Source organism: Acidithiobacillus thiooxidans ATCC 19377, assembly GCF_009662475.1.
Classification (GTDB): Bacteria; Pseudomonadota; Gammaproteobacteria; order Acidithiobacillales; family Acidithiobacillaceae; genus Acidithiobacillus; species Acidithiobacillus thiooxidans.
Map to the genome: position 1 here is coordinate 1,239,821 of NZ_CP045571.1, position 20,201 is coordinate 1,260,021.

Below are 20,201 nucleotides of genomic sequence, written 5' to 3' on the forward strand. Positions count from 1 at the left end.
GATGACTGGATCATAACAGGCATAAGCTTGGCCGGCAATGACTATGCTGCAGGTTGCAGAGCAGCTTCAGGGTCTGTTTCGCTGATTTCCTCCAGGCTACGATTTCCGGGTTCCAGGTTACGACCTAGGATCATGGTTACGATCAACCCGATGAGCGCTGTAAAAGCCAGTATCAACATAAGCCAGCCATCACCGACTGCGGCATGTACCGACGGCAGAAGGAAAACAGAAGTAGCTGCAGCAACGCGTGAGCATGCGGTAGCCAGACCATGTGCCGAAGCACGCAAATCGGTGGGAAACAATTCCACCGGTAAAAACCAGGTGGTGGATCCAGGCCCAAAATTATTGAAGAAGGTATAACCAAACAAGGTGATGGCCAGTAACCAGAGGGGCGGTTGTGCGACCAGCGCCACCAGCCCAAGCGTGCCTAAAAACAGCACATCCAGAGCAAAGCCAATATTCTGGGGCAAAAGACGACCAATTTTGCGGGTGGTCAAGGCCAGAAGTGCAATTCCACCCAGCGCAACCAGATCAAAAATGACGTTCCACAGGAGGGCTGCGGTATGCGAATGCACGCCAAAACTGCCCAGCAGGGTAGGCAGATAAATAATCAGACCATATCCACTGATATCCATCATCATCCAGGGAATCAATATCAATAAGGTCCGGCGCATCCAGGCGGGTTGAAACAGGGTTGCCCAGGCGCGAATGGGTTGCTCATCCTGTTTCTGGGCAGCAATTGCCGCATGCAGTGCCTGACTGTCGGCTTCCGGAGAAATTTGGCGCAGAACCCGTAAGGCGTCCTGTGGACGGTTGTGGGCCATATACCAGCGCGGGGTTTCCGGGAGATTGCGGCGTAACCAGAGGACAGCAAGGGCAGGTAAGGCACCACTGATGAACATCCAGCGCCAGGCTTCAGGGCCGGTTTGCAAAAGCAGCAATCCGATAACAGCGGAAACAGCCGCCCCAATCATCCATAGGGTAAAAGCCCAGGAAAGGCCACTGCCCCGTTGCATTTTAGGCATGAATTCGGCGATGTAGCTGGAGCTCAAAGGGTAATCCATACCGACGCCAATACCCAATATGAAGCGCAATATGATAAGGGAGCTGACATCCCAGGCGAAGCCGGAAAGAATGGCGGCAATAAAAAATGTCGCTACATCGATCAAATAAAGGATTTTGCGACCATAGCGGTCGGCAATACGGCCGCCAATCAGCCCGCCCAGAGCCGCCCCCGCGAGAGTGGCGGCGCCCAACAGACCGGTCTGAACGGCCCCCAGATGCCATTGCGGTTTGAGGAGCAACAAGGCCACGGCAATGATGGAAAGATCATAACCATCCAGAAAAATTCCGAGCCCCGCCGCTATGACAATGCGCCGATGCTGGGAATTGATTTTGAGGTTATCGAAGTGGGTGTGGATGAGTTGCATGGAGAAACTCCGTTTCCATAGGATGTGGACAAATCCATCGGCCCTGCTTTATTAATGCAGGATGGCTCTTCGTCAGATCGAGTGGGTAGGGTTTACAATGCAGCGGAGCAGTTGTGTCCCGAATAGGAGTTAGCTGATGGTCCCAGAAGAGCTGTTTTCTCTCGCGTTAGGGTTGGTACCGCCGTGGTTGGTGGACGATGTGACCTTCCAAGTGGAGGAGAAGCGCCTGGATCTGCACATCAACTTTCCCAAGGGCAGTCGCTTTGCTTGCCCCGTCTGTGGTGAGGAGTGTCCGGTACATGACACCCGTGAACATACTTGGCGGCACATGGATTTCTTTCAGCATGAAGCCTATCTCCACGCCCGCGTACCCCGTGTGATGTGCCCGGAACATGGGGTGCATCAGATCCCTGTTCCCTGGGCGCGGGAAGGCTCGCGTTTCACCCTGCTCTTTGAAGCGCTGATCATGACCCTGGTGCGGGAGATGCCGGTATTGACAGTAGCCCGCCTGATCGGCGAGACCGACACGCTCCTGTGGCGGGTGATTGACCACTATGTGCCCGAAGCCCGTACCAGAGTGGATATGGCCCATGTCCATGCCGTCGGCGTCGATGAAACCAGCAGTCGGCGCGGCCATGACTACATCACGCTCTTCGTAGATCTGGAAGCTAGGCGACTGCTGTTTGCCACCCCCGGTAAGGACGTCTCCACTTTTGCGCGATTTGCCACAGACCTTGAAGCCCATGGGGGCAGCGCAGAAGCTGTCACGGACGTCAGCATGGACTTGTCTCCCGCCTTCCAGAAAGGGGCTAAAGAGCATCTTCCCAACGCCCAGGTGACCTTTGATCGTTTCCACCTCATGAAGCTCGTCAACGAGGCCGTGGACGCGGTACGCAGGAGCGAAGCATTTACCCAGCCAGACCTCAAAAAGACCCGCTGGCTCTGGCTCAAGAATGAACGGAAACTCAAGGTGAAGCAGAAAGAAAAGCTGCAGGCATTACTCAAAGACCAGAACCTCAAGACGGCGCAGGCCTACCAATTCCGCCTGACCTTTCAGGACATCTTCACGATCAAGAATCGCCATCAGGGTGCTACCCTCTTGAAAGCCTGGTTGGAAAACGCCAAGACCAGCGATCTGCCGCCTATCGTCAAGGTTGCCTACACCATCATGAATCATTGGGATGGTGTGCTCCACTGGTTTGAGAGCCAGATCACCAATGGAATTCTGGAAGGTTTTAACAGCCTCATTCAATCCGCCAAGGCGAAAGCTCGGGGTTACCGTACCCACAAGAACTTTATCAATATGGCCTACCTGATCTTGGGTAAGCTGGATCTCAGGCTACCCACTTGAAATGACGAGGAACCTGCAGGATGCAAGGTCGATGGCATGTCTACAGCAATTATTTAATAATGTTTAATCTAAAAAGATGCCGTAATGGAAGCGTAAACTGCACGTGGGGTTCCCGGGCTGGCAAGGATACTACCCGCGCTGCCTGCACCATAATTACCGCCGGCAGAAACATATCCCTGTACGTTGTATTTGCGATTGAGTAGATTATCCAACATTAACGAAATCCGCATGAGTTTTAGTCCAGGAATGTCATGATCAAACATGGTTGTTCTCGCGGATAAAGATAAATTCACAAGATTGACAGCTGAAAATGGTAACTGCAGTGTGGTTGGAGAGGCAGTAATATCACTGGAGAGATATGTGGCAGACTGATAATTGTCCAACGCTCTGATGCTCCATAAGGTTTGATCAGCATACATGCGATAACCTAGTCCAAAGTTGATGTTATATGTAGGAAGACCCGTTACCATAGCACCATTTACTGCCTGTCCGGCGGCATCAACTGTATTTTCTGTGCCATGGAGAATGCTTCCCAATAATCGCGCGTTGAAGCCTAGATTATGACCATAAGCTAATAAAAAGTTTAGTCCGTTGATTGTTTCATTCGCAGGTTCAACAATGATATTTTGTGATTCTGCTTGAGTGATTTGAACTGCCAGATTACTGAGTTTCTGGTGAACAAATGAAACTTGACCTTCCAATGGACCTTGCGCATATTTCAATCCTGCCATATAAAAATTAATTTTTGCTGGTTGAGTAGGTGCAATAACTGGATGTGAAGCGCCTTCACCGTAGGCACTATCGATTTGAGTCTGATAGTTTTGTGACCATGTAGCAAAAGCGTGTAATGCAGGAGTAATTGTGGCATTAACGGCCACGCTAGGTGCGATTTTAGTGAAATTGGCAGTATCGCCAGCCACAGTGGGAAAGTCACCGATTGTGTCATTAGGAAATAAATCGGCGGAAGAGACTGATGTGACATTATTAATAGAAATATGATAATTTATAAGATTCAATCCTGGTGTTATGGTCAGAAAAGAAACCGGTGTTATTTTGTCTTGCAAAAATGCGCTTGCCGCACTCCAATGATCGTGATCATCTCGATAATAGACAGGACTATTACTCCCTAGTTTATGTCCGGGAATAAATGAAGCATAGCCTGCAAACGAAGAGTCATAGGTGGTTTGCTGATAATACCCGCCTACATCAATTTTGTTCCATGGAAGATTTATAGTGAAGTCACCCCGATAACCAAAATTTCCAGATGAGGTAGGATAATATTCAGTATCTAGTTTTGGAGCCATCACATAGCTGTCAACACGGACCTTAAGCCTGTTTCCGGCGCGATACCATACTGCGTTATGAAATTTGACATTACTTGACAGGTCGGTAGTCAGTTTCAGATAGCCGAGATAGGTGAGATATTTCTCATGTTTACGCCAGAGATTGCTCGATGGTGTATAGTAAAAACCCGAAGTAACCTGACTTAAGGCCGGACCTTCCACACCATTACCATTCACAGATCCGCCTGCAAATGGATAAACTGGAATCAAATGAGGGCGATTTTCTTCTGTATGATTAAAATAAAAACCCGCTGAAAACTTCCCGCTCTGGTATTTCTTTTGCGTCTTGACAAAGATGGCGGAGCTTTCGGATGGCCCTGTAAGTGAAGGACTGATCCGTGCCTGTCCGGTTCTGGTGTAGCCCCCAGCTATATAAGTTTTCCAGCCATCTATCGCACCAGTAGAAATGCCTGTACTAGCATTATAGGCATTGAAACTTCCAGCACCTATATCAACAAAGGCAGAAGGATTTTCGCCGGAAGATTTGGTGCGAAAGTCAATGGTGCCACCCATGGAGTCAAACCAGTGTTGCTTGGCTGTACCTGGACCGTAGACTACATTAATACCAGAAAACATGGAAGAAATGGGAAGCTCTGCGGTTGAGAATCCGTGGTAGGATGCCAAAGGGTTATTTAACGGTATACCATCCATCAAAATCTGGTTGCCATTCATCTCGGCCTGCCCGGTTTCGTCGAAGCCTATCTGAATGCCATTCAGACGGATTTGGTAGCGATTCGCACCGCTCGCAGTACCTGTACGACGAGCCTGGAATCCAGGAGTAGTCGCAGCAATTGCCTCTACCATGCTACAACCAGAAGGCGTATTGTCTTCAATATCTCTTTGGGTAATATGCACTGTCTGTACAGGGGATTTTAAGTCTACTTTTTTATTGTCTTTTTTATTTTTTTCTGCGGTACTTGATTGGCCATTAACTTCACCAATGTTTATCGCTGGTTTATTCTCCGATTGATCTGCATACGCCATTGATATGTTGTAGGTACAGATCATACCGGTGGCCATTATGGCTATATATAAAGATTTCTTTGATAGAAGCAAATGACTCATAAATTCCTCGTTAGGTGTTGGTTGGATTGCAAAAAAAGTTTTATCTGTTTAATGCCTAATCTAGGATATGGCCTTTGTAGCTGATAATCGATCTACACAGATAAGACAGGCTTGGTATTAGCCGGATCGGTTAAAGATGGACGCCCATTTTCGACATGCCCAGCTATTCGCCATTGGTGGGTGTCATCGCTGATCGCGAGGTCATACCAGTGATGACTAGATTGTAGAGCAAAATCAATTTCTTTTGTTTCATTTGCATCAAGGCGTAATTGTTTGTCATGGCTTCCATAGGAAATATCCTTAATTGACAATGATCGTGATTCTGTAGCTAGATTTCTGATTCTCAACCTCAGATCCCCAGAGGGCAAATATATTTCAAAGACTTCTAATAAAGATTTACCCTTCCCATGCAATTTACGAATAAACCCGTTTGGACCATATACGGTCATTATTGCTTCACCCTCTGGATAAGGAATATGATCGTCTAGATGGTGACCTGCGCCAATTGTATAACGTTGTGGCAACTTCGTGCTGCCATCCCAATAGGCATAGCAACAAACCCCAACAGTTGAGGGATTTTTGCAGTGTATATGATATCCACTGTCATCTGCAGTCAGGTTTAACGTTTGCTGGTAAGGAATCGGGAGGCTCGTTCGCTGACCGGATTCTTGCGGAATAATAGTTTGCTGTGAACCTGGTTCTGGAACTTTAGGCATGGGTAGCCGTTCTACTGCTTGTTTAACTAGAGAGAAATTATTGGCTGTACTGGGTAATAAATATTTGCGCAAATCCTGTCGGCTAAAATCAAAAGCCGAAGTAAGATCACCACAGATGGAGCGCCGCCATGGAGTGATGTTGGGTTCACTAACACCGAATCTTTTTTCCACAAAACGAATAACAGACGTGTGATCGAATACCTGGGAACAGACAGCACCACCCTGAGACCATGGAGAAATCACAATCATCGGCGTTCTTGCGCCTAGACCATAGGGAAGATCATCAGGAACATAAAGCGGGGCTTGTTGTGGATTAATTACGTTATGAATCTCGCCTTCAGTACTCACCGTACTTTTACCTGGACGGACTGGGGTGGGGGGTTGTGGGGGCATAACATGATCAAAAAGTCCATCATTTTCATCGTAATTCAAAAACAGTGCGGTTTTAGACCAAACTTTGGGATTTGACGTCAATGCTGCCAACACGCGTGCAATATATACAGCTCCATAAGCTGGTGCGTAAGAGGGATGTTCAGTATAACCTGCTGGAGCGACAATCCAGGTAACTTGAGGAAGACGATCACGTACAACATCTTCATGAAACTGTTTCAGAGTCCGTACTGAAATACCGCGTTTCCGTAAAGGAGAATCGTTTGGAGCATCTACATATTGGCGGAACATGGCCAAGGGATTATCCCCATAGTTGCCTTCGAAAGGCTTTTCCAAACTTATTTCGGTGCCTTCCTGATAAACTTGCCAGCTGATACCGGCCTTTTGTAGTCTTTCTGGGTAAGTGGTCCAGAATACTGGGGGGTAAGCTTTAGGCTCAGTAACATAATCGTTGTTATTGATTAAGGGGCCACCACCTTCGCCTGTGGGATCAACCATTCCAGTCCACAAATAACATCGGTTTGGGTGCGTCGGACCAGCCACTGATGAGAAATAGTGATCACATACCGTAAAAGAATCAGCAAGTGCGTAGTGATAAGGTATGTCTTGCCGGAGGTAATAGCCCATAGTTCTATCTGTTTTTGATAGCGGCCAGGCATTATATAGTCCGCCGGAAATAGCAGCATGGGTGCTGTACCAACTATGGTCCAAATCGCCAATAACCTGGGCTGAAGTGGTAAGGGTATTTAAATGATAAGGTAGGATCGTTTCATTGGCATCAGCAAGACGTGGTTGTTCCCATACTGATTTACTACCAGGTAAAGGCAGAGGAAAGCGATCATTATAGCCTCTCACACCTGATATATGACCAAAGTAATGATCAAATGAGCGATTTTCCTGCATGAAGATCACAATGTGTTCAACATCTTCGATGCTGCCACTGATCGAGTTTGCCGGTGTAGCCAGAGCACGCTGAATAGACCACGGTAAAGTTGCGGTTGCTGCACTGGCGGCAAGCATTGTTTTCATAAATTCTCTGCGACTATAATTATTCATGAGTAATATGCTCCTTTTTGGCACTTAAAATGGCTATTGCAGGTGGATAGCCTTTTGCTGCAGCTTGATTCAACCAATAGCTAGCTTGATGCATATTTTTTTTCATACCCACATCCTGACTATATTTTGTGTAAAACTCAAAGAAAAGCATGTCGGCATAAGGATCACCACCATCTGCTGCTTCCTTGAGAACATGCATAGTTTCAGCATAGAGTTGTTTTGCTTTTTTAAAGTTTTTGGGTACGCCCCAGCCATTTCGATAACTTGCTGCTAAATAAAATGTATTGGGAACAATCTCTTTAACATTTTCAGCATAAAGCGCCCAGTAGGACGCCTTGTGGAGATCTACACCTATACCATATAAACCGTTGAGGTAAATATTAGCCAATTCTCTTGCAGCCCAAGCGTTTCCCTGCAAAGCAGAACGATTCAGATATTTGAGCGCTTCTGTACCATCAATGTGCATTTTTTTTAATGCATAATGAGCAAGCATCTGACTTGACCATCCGTTTCCCATGTTGCTAGATTTTTTTAACCATGGGATGGCCTTTTCAGGTTGCGTTTTGCAGACCCAATATGCTGCATAAGCTTGGATATCTTCGTAATTCCCTTTGGCTGCGCCTTGGGACAACACCTGGATTGCGTGAGAGTCCTTATCAAAACATCCCCTGGATGCTTGGACGAGTGGGCCATGATAGTATTGGGTTGCCTGGCTAGATGCTGTCAGACTGAAAAATGCTATCAAAGCAATTATTGATTGAGAGACTGAACTCTCAATAAGAAATCTTTTTTTCATTTCGTTAATTCCCAAATGACTAAGAATTAGAATTTAACTGTCAATCCTCCAAAGACCTGTAGAGGTGCTCCCGCATAAGCAAATAACGAGGGCTCTTCCTGTGGATTGTATCCGCCAGTTGCAAGATAGATATCTGATTCATATTTTCTATTTAGTAAATTATATACTCCGAAATTGAAATCTGTTTCTTTAACACCGGGTATAATATGATTCAATGCAAATGTTTTGTAGCTGGCAGAAAGGTTCACTATGTTATATGCATTTATAGTTTGGTTTGTTGGTCCACCAGCGACATTGTTATATAGTGTTTGCCCTCCTGAATACTGATCCGTCAGAACAGGTTCTAGAACTCCGTATGGCATCCTGAATTTATAGGAAACTGAGACATTAAAAGAATAGTGAGGTATCCCTGTTAATCTCATTCCGTTAAATGATGTTCCGGAGTTATTGTAATCTTGAGTATAATAAGAATGTTGAACATTTGCAGACCCATACACATATAGTTGCCAGATTGGACGCCATTTTGCATAAATATTGACACCTTGGTATATGGCATTACCCAAATTGTAACATGATGCATTGAATTGTGTTATAGACCCAGAAACACCATTCAAAAGGTTGGTCAAATAATCATGATAATAATTGATTCCTATGTTTGTGCTTTTATCATGAAATCTTATACCAGTTTCGTAATCTACAGCTTTTGTTACAGGTATATCGGCGGGATTAATTTCAATCTTTTGTAAGTAAGCTCCATATGCCAAGTCTGTTTCATTCTGATAAGTTTCGCTGTAATTTGCATATACAGAAAAGTTCTTCAGGAATTTGTAATTAATTCCTAATGATGGTTCTAATCGTGTGAAGTTTGTTTTCGCACCCGGTGTTTCAGTTAGGTATAGTGATTTGCTTTCAGGGTTAATTAAATCATTCATGGATGTATAGAAACCTGCTAGAGCAAGTCCTGGTGTTATACGCAAATGATCATCTAATAACTTGATGGTATCCTGCGCATAAAGATTGCTGAATAATGTATTAAATTCTACGTTATTGTATACATAAGGGTTATCTTGTGATGTGCCCAGTAATGGATTCCAGAGATCTTCATTCGTATTATATTGTTGATATGATAACCAACCACCGAGGTTGATATCATTGTAATGAGAATGAAGGTTAACACCTAATCGATCGCCGAAAGAGTTACTAGTCGGAGCATAGTGTTCTGCTGCTTCTGGATTAAAGGTAGTTGCTCCGTAATTAAAGTAAGCCTGATGCAGTCGATATGCATGACGATACCAAGGTGTATTTTTGATAGTCCATCCCTCACCCAAATTAAATATCTGCTGTGAATACAATATGTAAGAATCAACTATGTCATCTTTGTACCATAAATCTGATGATGGTACGTAATAGTAACCACTTGTTTGCTGGCTTAATAATTGACCAGGTTTTCCGTATCCATTAACAGTATATCCAGCTATCGGTGTTACTGGTACAGTGAGACTATGTGTTGCATCTGATTTTTCGTTATAAAAGCCAAATGTTAGCATGCCATTTGAAAATGGATGTGCTGTTTTCATATAAACTGACCAAGAGTGCTGTGGCCAATTGCTTGGACCTTGATAAAAAGAATCTGCACTTGTATAGCCACCAGCCAATACTGTTGACCATCCATAAAAATCACCAGTATTCAATGAAAAGCTGGCAGTTTTGCTACCATAGCTGCCAAATGATAAATTTGCTTTGGCATTTGCCTTTGCGGTTGGTTGTAATGGAACAAAGTTAATTGTTCCGCCCAGGCTATCGTACCATCGATCCTTCGGATTTCCAGGTCCGTAAATTACATTGACTCCATGAATCATTGATAAAATTGGAATTTGACTTGAATTCCATTGACCATCATTAGTAATTTGATTATTCATTGGAATTCCATCAAATAAAATGCTTATCTGATTTCTATAGGTATTCCCGCTCCACCATCCAATACCCATTCCATTTATAGTGATGTTATATCGGCCCGAGCCATTTTGTGGATTTTCACTCATAATATGAACGCCTGGTGCAGTTGCTAAAAGTTCTGCTGCGCCTGCATTTGGGCTTATCATTTTTTTATTTTCTGTGCCAAGAACAATGGCTGATTGAGTTTCTTTGAAAATATGTTTGTTGGTATATTTAGTGTCCAATTTTTTAAGATTTTTTTTGAGTAGGTGTTTGTTTTACGTTTGCTGACCCACTTACTTCGCCTACATTTATCGGTGTATTTGAATCTGCTATTGCCTGCAAGGGTGTGCTAATAATAAACCCAGCTATTACCATGGCGAAATATAATGGTTTAATTGATTTGTTGAACATTTTGATTTTTCCTTGATAGGATGGGTGAGATGTAATGTTTCCGCACTTTATTTACTCTTCGCCGCAATGCCAATATCACTCACCCCCGCCTTCTGGCAGCGGTCCATGACATGAATGAAATCCTGAAAGGGCACGCCCTTGTCAGCGGCGATGGTGATCTGGGTCTTGCCGGGGTCGCCGTCGCTGGCGAGCATTTTCTCCAGACCATCCAGGTCGTAATGATGACCCTTGACGTTCACCGACCCGTCTTTCTGAATGTTGATGGTGAAATGCGGACGCGGCAGACTCTGGGCTTCACTGGAAGTGGGCAACTGCAGATTGAGCCCCTTGTCGGGAATCATCTGCAGGGTGATCATGATGAAAAACACCAGCAGGAAGAGCATGATGTCAATCATTGGAATGATTTCGACCCGACCCTTTTTCTGCTCGAAATAGCGTCTTTCCATTATCCCGCCCTCGCCACGGCCACCGCTTCGGCATTGGGGCGGCCTTCAGTGTCAAAGGTCACGACCGGCTGACCATCCATGCGGTTGATGAGCATGGTTTTCACCGAGTCCAGTTGCAGCAGAATCATGCGCACCTGATTGTTGAAGGCATTGAAGGTCAACAAGCCGAGCATGGCGATGAACAGGCCGGAGGCGGTAGATACCAGCGCATCGGCAACACCCCCCGTGACCTGCATGGGCGCGTGCCCCGGCTGGGCCAGCACTGAAAACGCATGAAACATACCGATGATGGTCCCGAACAGACCCAGCAGCGGGGCCAGGGTAATAATGGTGTCCAGCAACCACAGGCGACGGTCCAGTTTCGGCGCAATGACCAGCACACTTTCTTCCAGGCGGCTGGCGAGGGCTTCGCCTTTCACCTGACCACTATGGGCGGCAGCAGTGCGCAGCAGAGCAGCCTCGGGCAGGTCGCCCGCATCTTCTGCCAGGGTACTGAGGGCTTCGCGGTCGAGACGCCCATGCCGTCCCAGTTCTTGCACGAATACCAGACCACGCAGAATAGTCCGCCGCAGGTACCAGAAGCGGTCCACCATCACGGCCAGTTCCACCAGCAGCATCAGGCCCAGAATGTATAGAACCCCGTCCGAGTAGTTGGCGAGGTGAATGAAATAATGAAGATTCATAGGATTACAGGCTCCATAGCAATTAGAGGCTGACAACGAAATGCTGGGTGATTAACCCCAAAATGGGTCAACAGAGGGATACATTGGATAGGGCGCGAAAAGCCTGCCGACCGGCACTGTCTGGCTGGAGCGCAAAGATACTGGTAATCACATACGGCAGTGTGTCTGATTGACGCGTGTTGCATATGCAGCCCTCTATCCGTTCTTGCATACGCTCGCTGCAAGAATCATTCGTAGAGTTCTATACCTTTAGTGGTGAGTAGCATAACAACGGAATGTGACACTATTGCGACAATTTGATGACATTTTCCTTACAAATGGCATTTTTTTGTTTTTCCTGATAAAAAACAATAAAAATCAAAAAAGTTGATAAAATAATAATATTTTAAATGTATCTATAAAATATTATGATTGATTCATCATTCCTTCCTTCAGGATATTTATTTACAGCAATTAATAAAGTTTATTTTAGGAATAAATCAGTGGGGTATGACGTTTCATCCGGCCATCATGCCGCTTTTGCTGGATAGTTGATTCGGTTGCGCAACAAAGCACTTAAAGTGAATGATTGCGGCAACCGAATATAGTGCGGTTTGTTTAATGGAGTTTGCCTTCGTTGGCCTCATAGCTGGCAATGGTCGTTCCATGAACTTGCGCATAATGATGAAGGTAAGCCATAAAATGTTCATAGCTCTTGACACCCTTACTGGCGATCCACTCCTGCTTCAACTGCTCCGGCCCGCTGACCTTGAGTAGCGAAGTAGGGGTGTAGGCACTCTCCGTACTTACCGGCGCCAGATGTTGCCCGTGTGGATCGGTATGTGCCTTCAACCATTTGGCAGTCAGAATATGACCCGTGGCTCCGGCCTCTCTACGCAATAATGTTCGATTGCTGCATTTACCGGCATTAAAAGAGACTGGCACCTGTATGGGAAGTACCGCTGGTGTCGGCGCGAAATCCGGATGGTCAGTCCAGATATCTCCAATGACCGAAGCATTGGCATCCCATTGGGACATGGGCGGCAGATCCAGAGTCGCTTCAATGGTTTTGACTATGTTCACCTGGGAGTCCAGTTGCGTGTTCAACATGCCCTTTCTGACCCAGGGGCTGATAACCAGCGCCAATGTCCGATGGCCATTAATATGATCAGCACCGGACTGTGCGTCATCCTCACTCAAAAAAATTGCCATATGTTTCCATTGCGGGGTCGTAGACAGATAATGGACAAATTTGGCCGTGGCGTAGTCGTTGTTGGCCACATAATAGTCTGGCGTGTAATAGCAGGGGGACAAACCGGCAGTATGATCATCCGGCAACCAGATATAAATGAAATGCGGAAATTTCGCGCCCGGATGTGATTTGAGCCATTGTTCTGCCAGTTTCTCTCGGTCTGTATCCAGGATCATCCTGTTCCAATAGGGATAGCGAACATCCATGTGCTGCAGCAAGCCAGCACGAATGACACCATCCCGGCGACGTGTCACGTTTTCGCCAAAATCCTCAAAACTGACATGATGCTGTAAAAGATCATTAAATAAATAAAGCTTTTCAGGATAGCTGATCCATGGATTAGTGTGATCGCCCAACGGTTGATAAATAACATAGGGATTGTGTGCGCCCGCTGCTTTGGGTTTTAGAGAAGATGTGCCGCCGGGACCTGCATTCCAGAGCAAACCACGATTGGAATAATATTCTGGCCACAGGCGTTGAACAACATCTGAATCCGAGGCACCATCAGTCCATTGGTGGCCTTGCGCGGTGACTTCCCCGTCGGCCATGAAATTGGCCAGCAAGGCATAATGTCCGGCCAAATTATACAAGTTCGGTAATTCTTTCTGATTATATAAATCAAAATGCGGATCTGCCCATTTCCCAGCCGGTTTATAATCTCCTAAATCCTCATCAAATGTCTTGTTTTCACGGAGAATAAATACAACGTAGTGAATATGCTTACGCAGATAGGCGGTAGTTTTGACATTTTCCTTATTGCGGACGTTGCGCTGCTCCAAAGTAAAACCATCATTGTGCAAAGCCGTCTTTGTCCATTCAGCAAGGTGGGCCGGGATGTCCTTGAGAGCCACTTTCTGGATCACGCCGTGCATCATGTTGCCAATCCACTGGCTTTGCAGATTGGGTCCGGAGCCCAGGCCTTTGGCGCAACTGATATACAGCGCATCGTTCGCTATGCTCAGACTGGTCGGGTACCAGGCTGTAGGAATCAGTCCCAGACGCTTCCCGGTGTGGATGTCATACACCGCTACATCGTTGTTACCTGCATTGGCAACATAAAGTCTGCCATCGGCAACGGCAAGCCCGTCCGGATAGCTGCCCGGAGGAGCGTCAGGATAAGGGCTGTCATCTATTACCTGTAATGGCCGCAAATTTTTAGTGTCCACTTCTACCACCTTGTCAATATTTGCGTCGGCGACAAAAACGTTGGGACTATTCGGTACGGCAACCATTGCGGTGGGATGCACACCCGCCGCCACTGTCGAGGAGCCGACCGCCGGACCGGTGGGGATTTCGCCCAGAACCTGCATGCTTTGCCGGTTGAGAACGACAACGCCGTTACCCGCCCAGTCGCTGACTACCAAGTGCTGACCACTGTCGGCCAGGGTCACCGCAAAGGGATAAGCGCCGACATTGACATATTCGGTTTTGCCGGTAGCGATATTGATACGTGCCAGGCTATTGGCGAGCATGCCCGTGACATAGAGGTGCTTATTTTCAGGACCAACCACCACAGAGTCCGGATAAAACAGATATTTCTTCTGGTGGTTGCCCTGATACTGATAGGGATACTGATCCTTTGGAAAAGCCTGCCACTGTAAGGAATACTGATGAATAACCGTAATTTTTCCCTGAATGTTGCGCAAAGCCACTACTTGATCAGAATTCCCCCCGGTAGCGTAGAAAGTACCATCCGGACCTGCAGCCAATCCCTGGAAAAAGTCGCTGTGCGAGAGAACGGATGTGGAAATCACTTTCGGATTGCTTTCAGCAGCAAGTGAAGCTTTGGCTTGGGCAGTTTTCAATGAAGCGTCTTCCTCGGGCACATAAACCACCCCTGCCGCACCCGCATGTTGTGGATTGATAGCGATTCCACTACCGCCGGGAGTTGCAAAAGCCATTGCTTGAGCCGGTGCGACTTTAGAAAAAGCGGCCAGACGATCAATCCGCTGAAGCGTCTTTCCGTCATAAAATGTAATAGTTTGAAAAGGTGTTGCACCATTAGCCAGCACAGCAACATCATCCCCATAAGCGGCTACCATCGTAGGGAAATTTGGTGTGCCGTTGATAGTACCAACCGGTGTTGCGCTGCGTCCGGTGGGTAAGATGGCGGTATAATTTGCTTTGTTTTGTGCGTCAAGCTGAACCGCACTCAATACTTGTCGATCAAGTGGGTTAGCCAAGGCGGATGGCAAGTTGTAGAGCAGCCCTGCGAAGATACTACTGATAACACTCATCCGGACAAAATTTCTCGGTACCCTTTTCAATGAGTTGTATGCCTGCGAATGTTCTTGTGTAGCCTGCGGGGAGCGTTGCCAATACAACGCGCGCAAGATGCTCCTTAGCAGAGAAGATCGCTGCATAGGAATTTGCTTCATCGTGTCTGAAATCATCACTCCGCTATGGGCAGACAACCACGGCTGGCTATGCGTCAGATTATGTTTTACGACGTTCATGTGGCTATCTCCATGCCTTATGTCATCTTTACCTCACTGTCGCAGATACGATAGCAACGAAATGTGACACTATTGCGTCAATTTCATGACTTTTTCCTTACAAAAGATAATGATCGTGGAAATTTTCAAAAAAATAATATTAATCAATCGGATGGAATTTAAATAATATTTTCTATTCCAATATAATTTATTATTATAGTATGTTGTTCTAATCACTCCCTTTCTGAGCAAAATTCCGGTACAATTCTATTGTCTCTGCCAGGAGGCCTACATCATGCTACAGTGGATGACCGAAAGCCCTGCAGGTTTTGTTGCACTGCTTGTTGTTGCCTTTATTGTAATGCTGGGTGTGTATTTGTTACCGGCTCTGCTGGCCTGGATAATGGCCTGTCCGCAGCGGATGACTATTTCATTGCTGAATGTTTTTCTAGGTTGGACTGTGATTGTCTGGATAGCGGTACTGGTTTGGGCTTTGGCTTCTGGCAAAGCTGAGCGTTTTGACGAAGATCCGGTTGTCAGAAAGGAACCCTGGTTGCGCTAGCTGTCAATAATGAAAAAATTCTCAATGTATTATCAGATTATTCAGGAAAAAAATGAGCGAGCTTAAGCAAAAGGGAAAAACTAAAGTGGACGCCACGGCCCCATCCGTCGATCAGGAAAAATTCCCCCTGGTCATTTTTACGGTCGGAACCGCCGCTTCGGGCAAAAGCTCGTGGGCAATTTCCATGCAGGCAAAGCATCCTGCCTTGCGTATTATCATCCTGGAACGGGACATGATTCGGGTGGCCTTGCAAGAGGCTGAGACCGGTCAACCCTTTTCCTGGGGCGAATGGAATCCGGCCTGGGAAAGCAAGGTACAATGGCTTTGGGAGCAACGGGTTCACGATGCAGTCAAACAATGTGATGTGTTGATTATGGCAGATACCCATCTGGACGCCGTGGAACTACAAAAAAAGGCCACCTGGTTACGGGAGTTGGGCGTCACGGATTTCACCCTGAAGTACTTTCAGGCTTTGCCGTTAACGGATCTCCTGCGCCGGGATCAAGGCAGAACCCATCCTGTGGGTGGTGAAGCTCTGCGCGAACATCTTAAAAAAATTGTTGCGGAAGATCGCTACTGGGCTGCTATTGAAGGGATTTGAGGGGGTCTGTTTAGACCTGCTGTTCTGGTTCCAGAGCGCAGGGGTGTTCGGTATCTCCGGTTTCTACTTGCAGGGTAGGATGAACGATGGCGAACTGTTCCCGGAGTGTCGTAGCAATGTCCGATAAAAACCCATCGCCGGGAAAACCTTGAGGCATAACCAGGTGTGCTGTCAGGGCAGTTTCGGTGGTGCTCATGGCCCAGATATGCAAATCATGTACGGCCGCCACATCTGGAAGGCCGCGCAAATAGCGGCGCACGGCATCAGTATCAATATTGTCCGGGACCCCGTGCAAAACGAGGCGGGCAGCTTCTTTCAGCAAAGACCAGGTGGCCAGAATAATCAGGGCGCTGATAATGAGACTGACGGTTGAATCCAGCCAGTACCTGTGCATAAACAGCATGACGATTCCTGCCAGCACGACACCCAGAGAAATAAACGCATCCCCGGCCATGTGCAAGAAGGCCGCTTTGATATTCAGGTCACCCTTGCGCCCGGACAAAAACAGCAGGGCCGTACCGGTGTTGATCAGTACTCCCAGGGCAGCAACGGCAATGACTACCCGGCTGTCTACCGGGCTGGGATGAAGCAGGCGTTCTATGGCCTCCCAGGCAATGCCACCAGTCACAACCAGCAGAAACAGAGAATTCGAGAGTGCTGCCAGAATGGAGCTACTACGCAAGCCATAAGTGTAGCGCTGTGATGGAGGCCGCAAGGCCAAGGCGCTGGCACCCCAGGCCATCACCAGGCCCAGTACGTCACTCAGGTTGTGGCCAGCATCGGCGAGCAAAGCCAGTGAATGACCCAGCACGCCAAATACGGCTTCTGCGAGCACAAAGACCACATTCAGGAAAATGCCAATGGAAAAGGCCCGCCCGAAACTTTTGGGCGCATGATGGTGATGGCCGTGGTGATGCCCGGAATGAGGATGCTGGTGATCATGCCCATCTTGTCGGGATTCGCAGCGCGCTGACGTATCATGCTGGTGTATCAAAGGGAATTTTGCTTCGCTCAAGGGATTATGCTCTGGATGGATTTTTACCCTTCACAAGTATAGGGAAAAAGCTTAGTCTGGACAACTCTCCATTAGACCGGAGGTCAGAGTTGATATCGGGAATGCCTGGAAAAGTTTTAATTTTAAGTGCCTCTCTGCTTTTTTTGCCATTAGCTGCAACGGCAGCCCCTGGCACTAAGCCGCTGGCTTCAAGCGCGACTGAGGCAGTTACACCTGCTGTGTTGGCGAAATGGATGTCCGGGGCCGAGCATGGTTATGGACCGGATCAATATCGTCTGGGACTGGCTTATGCTGCGGGGGATGGTGTCGCTCAGAATTTCAGTGAGGCCGCACACTGGTGGCGTAAAGGTGCCTACAACATCAATCCTCAGGCGGAACTCATGTTGGGTGAAGCCTATGCTCATGGCTGGGGAGTACCCCGCGATATAGACAAGGCTATTCACTGGTGGAAAGCTGCCGCGCGCTATGGCCCGCCAGAAGTAGCCAGCCGCGCCCAACTCCTGTTGGATTCAGCATTATAATTCAGCCAGTTAACTAGGAATTTGCATGCGTTTTCTGTTCAATAAATGGTCTGTCTGGATGGTTATGATGGCGTTTTCCAGCGTTACAGTGCAGGCCATGGCCGATGAACCGGCGGTAAGTCCTTTGGTTATATCCAAAAGTGAATTTGCAAAAAAACCAGAGTGGTCTGGCTCTGTGGGTTTAGGTTTAAGCAGTAGTACAGGAACCAGTCAGGCGCTGAATCTCAATACGGACGACGCGTTACTCTGGCATCGCGGTTTGTGGTCGAACCAGAGTCGGCTTCTGTATAACTATGCGACTTCTCAAGGAGAAGTCAGCGCCGATCGCCTGGATGTCAGCAACCAGACCCGCTATGACATTGCCCTGCAGCAATATTTGTTTGCGAATCTCAATTATCATCGCAACCATTTTGACGGGTACTATTATCGTGCTGATGAAACCCTGGGTTATGGACACTTTTTTGTTCTGAATCAGGTTTCTCATCTGCGTCTTGAAGCGGGTGCCGGTGTGCGTCAATCCCACCCCATTGGTGGAGTGTATAGCACGCATCCCATTGCCCGTCTCTATGGAAAATATCTCTGGAAATTCAGTCCACATGCACATTTATCAGAGGCCGTAGATGCCATTTTGGCGGATAATGGAGCGAATACCTATAATTCGATTTTTACTGTGGTCAGTCCGTTATATGGACCGTTGAATCTGCGTCTTGCCTTTATTGCAACGTACAATGCGAAAGTTCAACCTGGTTTTAGGCCGATGAATACCTTGACTACTATCAATCTGGCCTATAACTTTTAATCAGAAAGTCGGGAAAATTTTTCCTGAAATTTTTGAACATAAGGTGCATAACGCTCTACGGCATCTGCTGCAGGATAAAATATTCTTCCCGGTTGGACGGGTGTCTGCCCCAATATTTTTAAGCCCCCCAAATCGGCAGCCGCAGCAATGAGAGCAGATCCTTTTGCCGCCTCAGTGTCCACTGTGATTTCTACAGGCCGATTCAAAATGTGGGCACGCATTTGCATCCAGGCAGCATTCATACTGCCACCCCCCACCGTTTTTATGGGCCCCTGAATGCTCACCTCCGCTTTTTCCATGACGTCATAGCCCCAGGCTTCAATATAGCTGAGTCCTTCCAGCAACATCTGAAAAGTCTCGGCATTTTGTCCGCTGGGAATGGTACTTCCCGGCCATGTAGGCGCCTGGATCGGGAAGCGTTCTCCGCTGCTGGCCAGAGGATACAATAAGGCAGCGCTGGGATATGCCGGATGAAGGGAGGATTCCAGCGCCCGCATTTGTTCTCGCTGAAAATGCTGCAGCAGGATACTTGCTCCGGCATTGGATGCCGCGCCAACCAGGCAAAAATCACCCAGATAATGGCTATAAAGACCCATTGTATTTATTGGTTTGCCATGCACGACCTTGAAAGCCAGGGATGAACCAAGGCTGCTCAGGGCTGTGCCGGGCATATATAAACCAGCCGCAGTGGCCGCTGCAACGCTGTCTGTACAACCGGCGCGAATCTGGACTGCTGTGGACAAGCCCAGCCTTTGAGCCCATGATTTATCCAGCGTGCCGATGCTGATCCCTTCATGCACCACTTTCGGTAATATTGCCGGATCAATATCTGCAGTTTTCAGGATATTGAGCATTTTCTCCGGATATTTCATCTGTTGAGCATCCAGACCCATTTTCAGAACATTGCCCCGATCCGAAATCCCCCAGTGATTGGTGAGATGCGCAGCCACCCAGTCCGCCTGATGATGTACGTAATGCGCCTCCGAAAAATTATGGAGATGACAGCGTAACCACAGGAGTTTACTCAGGGAGCTGGCAGGGGATAGACAAATTCCCCCTTCTGGCCATTGCTGTTTCAACTGTTGTGCCTGTGCTGCAGCCCGTTGATCTGAATAGGCCAATACTGGACCCAGAACATTACCCCGTCGGTCACTGAGCAGGAGGGTTCCAGAGGTCCCATCCAGACTCATGGCCTTGATGGCAGACCAGGCCCGGGTATGAATGGATCGCAATTGTTGCGCCAGCATTTCCAGTCCCTGCAACCATCCCTGGCTATCGGTCAAACTTTCAGACGGACAGCCCGGGTAGGGAAGGGCGGCACTGGCTATCTTGTTGAGATTTTCATCAATAATTACGCCGCGCAAGCCGGACGTTCCAAAATCTATTCCCAGATAAGTGGGCATGTCCGGCGC

Annotated in this window: 15 protein-coding genes; 5 read left to right on the plus strand and 10 right to left on the minus strand. The window is 47.4% G+C overall.

The genetic code is table 11. The features are described from left to right. Positions 1 to 41: 41 nt before the first annotated feature. Entirely contained in the window at positions 42 to 1,430 is a 1,389-nt protein-coding gene (locus GCD22_RS06400; RefSeq protein WP_024894987.1) for an MFS transporter, read from the minus strand. Between the two features lie 136 nt (positions 1,431 to 1,566). Between GCD22_RS06400 and GCD22_RS06405 the strand changes: the two genes are divergently transcribed. Continuing rightward, on the plus strand, positions 1,567 to 2,781 hold the full coding sequence (locus GCD22_RS06405) for an ISL3 family transposase (RefSeq protein ID WP_065973572.1): 1,215 nt from the start codon (positions 1,567 to 1,569) through the stop codon (positions 2,779 to 2,781). A gap of 68 nt (positions 2,782 to 2,849) precedes the next feature. On the opposite strand, the gene GCD22_RS06410 is transcribed toward GCD22_RS06405, so the two are convergent. From GCD22_RS06410 to GCD22_RS06440, 7 genes are all read right to left on the minus strand, one after another. Then, on the minus strand, positions 2,850 to 5,189 hold the full coding sequence (locus tag GCD22_RS06410) for a TonB-dependent receptor (RefSeq protein ID WP_031569622.1): 2,340 nt from the start codon (positions 5,187 to 5,189) through the stop codon (positions 2,850 to 2,852). A 92-nt stretch (positions 5,190 to 5,281) separates the two neighbouring features. Continuing rightward, a complete protein-coding gene (locus GCD22_RS06415; RefSeq protein WP_065974414.1) occupies positions 5,282 to 7,351 on the minus strand; it encodes a phosphocholine-specific phospholipase C in 2,070 nt (689 codons plus the stop codon). Beyond that, positions 7,344 to 8,147, minus strand: a complete 804-nt coding sequence (locus GCD22_RS06420) for a tetratricopeptide repeat protein (RefSeq protein WP_139112191.1) — start codon at positions 8,145 to 8,147, stop codon at positions 7,344 to 7,346. Before GCD22_RS06420 ends, GCD22_RS06415 begins: the two co-directional genes overlap by 8 nt. 26 nt (positions 8,148 to 8,173) lie before the next feature. Next, complete coding sequence (locus tag GCD22_RS06425; RefSeq protein WP_244947592.1) at positions 8,174 to 10,327, minus strand: TonB-dependent receptor; 2,154 nt, start codon at positions 10,325 to 10,327, stop codon at positions 8,174 to 8,176. 216 nt (positions 10,328 to 10,543) lie between these two features. Continuing rightward, positions 10,544 to 10,942, minus strand: coding sequence for an ExbD/TolR family protein (locus GCD22_RS06430; RefSeq protein WP_031569616.1), 399 nt, complete (start codon positions 10,940 to 10,942; stop codon positions 10,544 to 10,546). Continuing rightward, on the minus strand, positions 10,942 to 11,625 hold the full coding sequence (locus tag GCD22_RS06435; protein WP_010639137.1) for a MotA/TolQ/ExbB proton channel family protein: 684 nt from the start codon (positions 11,623 to 11,625) through the stop codon (positions 10,942 to 10,944). Before GCD22_RS06435 ends, GCD22_RS06430 begins: the two co-directional genes overlap by 1 nt. Positions 11,626 to 12,222: 597 nt before the next feature. After that, positions 12,223 to 15,093 (minus strand): alkaline phosphatase family protein, encoded by a 2,871-nt coding sequence (locus GCD22_RS06440; RefSeq protein WP_031569445.1) that lies wholly within the window; start codon positions 15,091 to 15,093, stop codon positions 12,223 to 12,225. A 493-nt stretch (positions 15,094 to 15,586) separates the two neighbouring features. Between GCD22_RS06440 and GCD22_RS06445 the strand changes: the two genes are divergently transcribed. After that, positions 15,587 to 15,853 carry a superinfection immunity protein gene (locus GCD22_RS06445; RefSeq protein ID WP_031569449.1) on the plus strand — a complete coding sequence of 89 codons (267 nt, stop codon included), beginning with the start codon at positions 15,587 to 15,589 and terminating at the stop codon, positions 15,851 to 15,853. A gap of 52 nt (positions 15,854 to 15,905) precedes the next feature. After that, positions 15,906 to 16,454 (plus strand): AAA family ATPase, encoded by a 549-nt coding sequence (locus tag GCD22_RS06450; RefSeq protein WP_010639133.1) that lies wholly within the window; start codon positions 15,906 to 15,908, stop codon positions 16,452 to 16,454. Between the two features lie 10 nt (positions 16,455 to 16,464). On the opposite strand, the gene GCD22_RS06455 is transcribed toward GCD22_RS06450, so the two are convergent. Continuing rightward, a complete protein-coding gene (locus GCD22_RS06455) occupies positions 16,465 to 17,445 on the minus strand; it encodes a cation diffusion facilitator family transporter (RefSeq protein WP_081577573.1) in 981 nt (326 codons plus the stop codon). A gap of 257 nt (positions 17,446 to 17,702) precedes the next feature. Between GCD22_RS06455 and GCD22_RS06460 the strand changes: the two genes are divergently transcribed. Then, positions 17,703 to 17,990 carry a tetratricopeptide repeat protein gene (locus GCD22_RS06460; RefSeq protein ID WP_051690453.1) on the plus strand — a complete coding sequence of 96 codons (288 nt, stop codon included), beginning with the start codon at positions 17,703 to 17,705 and terminating at the stop codon, positions 17,988 to 17,990. A 25-nt stretch (positions 17,991 to 18,015) separates the two neighbouring features. Further along, complete coding sequence (locus GCD22_RS06465; RefSeq protein ID WP_031569454.1) at positions 18,016 to 18,789, plus strand: DUF481 domain-containing protein; 774 nt, start codon at positions 18,016 to 18,018, stop codon at positions 18,787 to 18,789. Here the strand turns inward: GCD22_RS06465 and GCD22_RS06470 are convergent. Then, entirely contained in the window at positions 18,786 to 20,192 is a 1,407-nt protein-coding gene (locus GCD22_RS06470) for an FGGY-family carbohydrate kinase (protein WP_081577559.1), read from the minus strand. The genes GCD22_RS06465 and GCD22_RS06470 overlap by 4 nt on opposite strands. Positions 20,193 to 20,201: the final 9 nt, after the last annotated feature.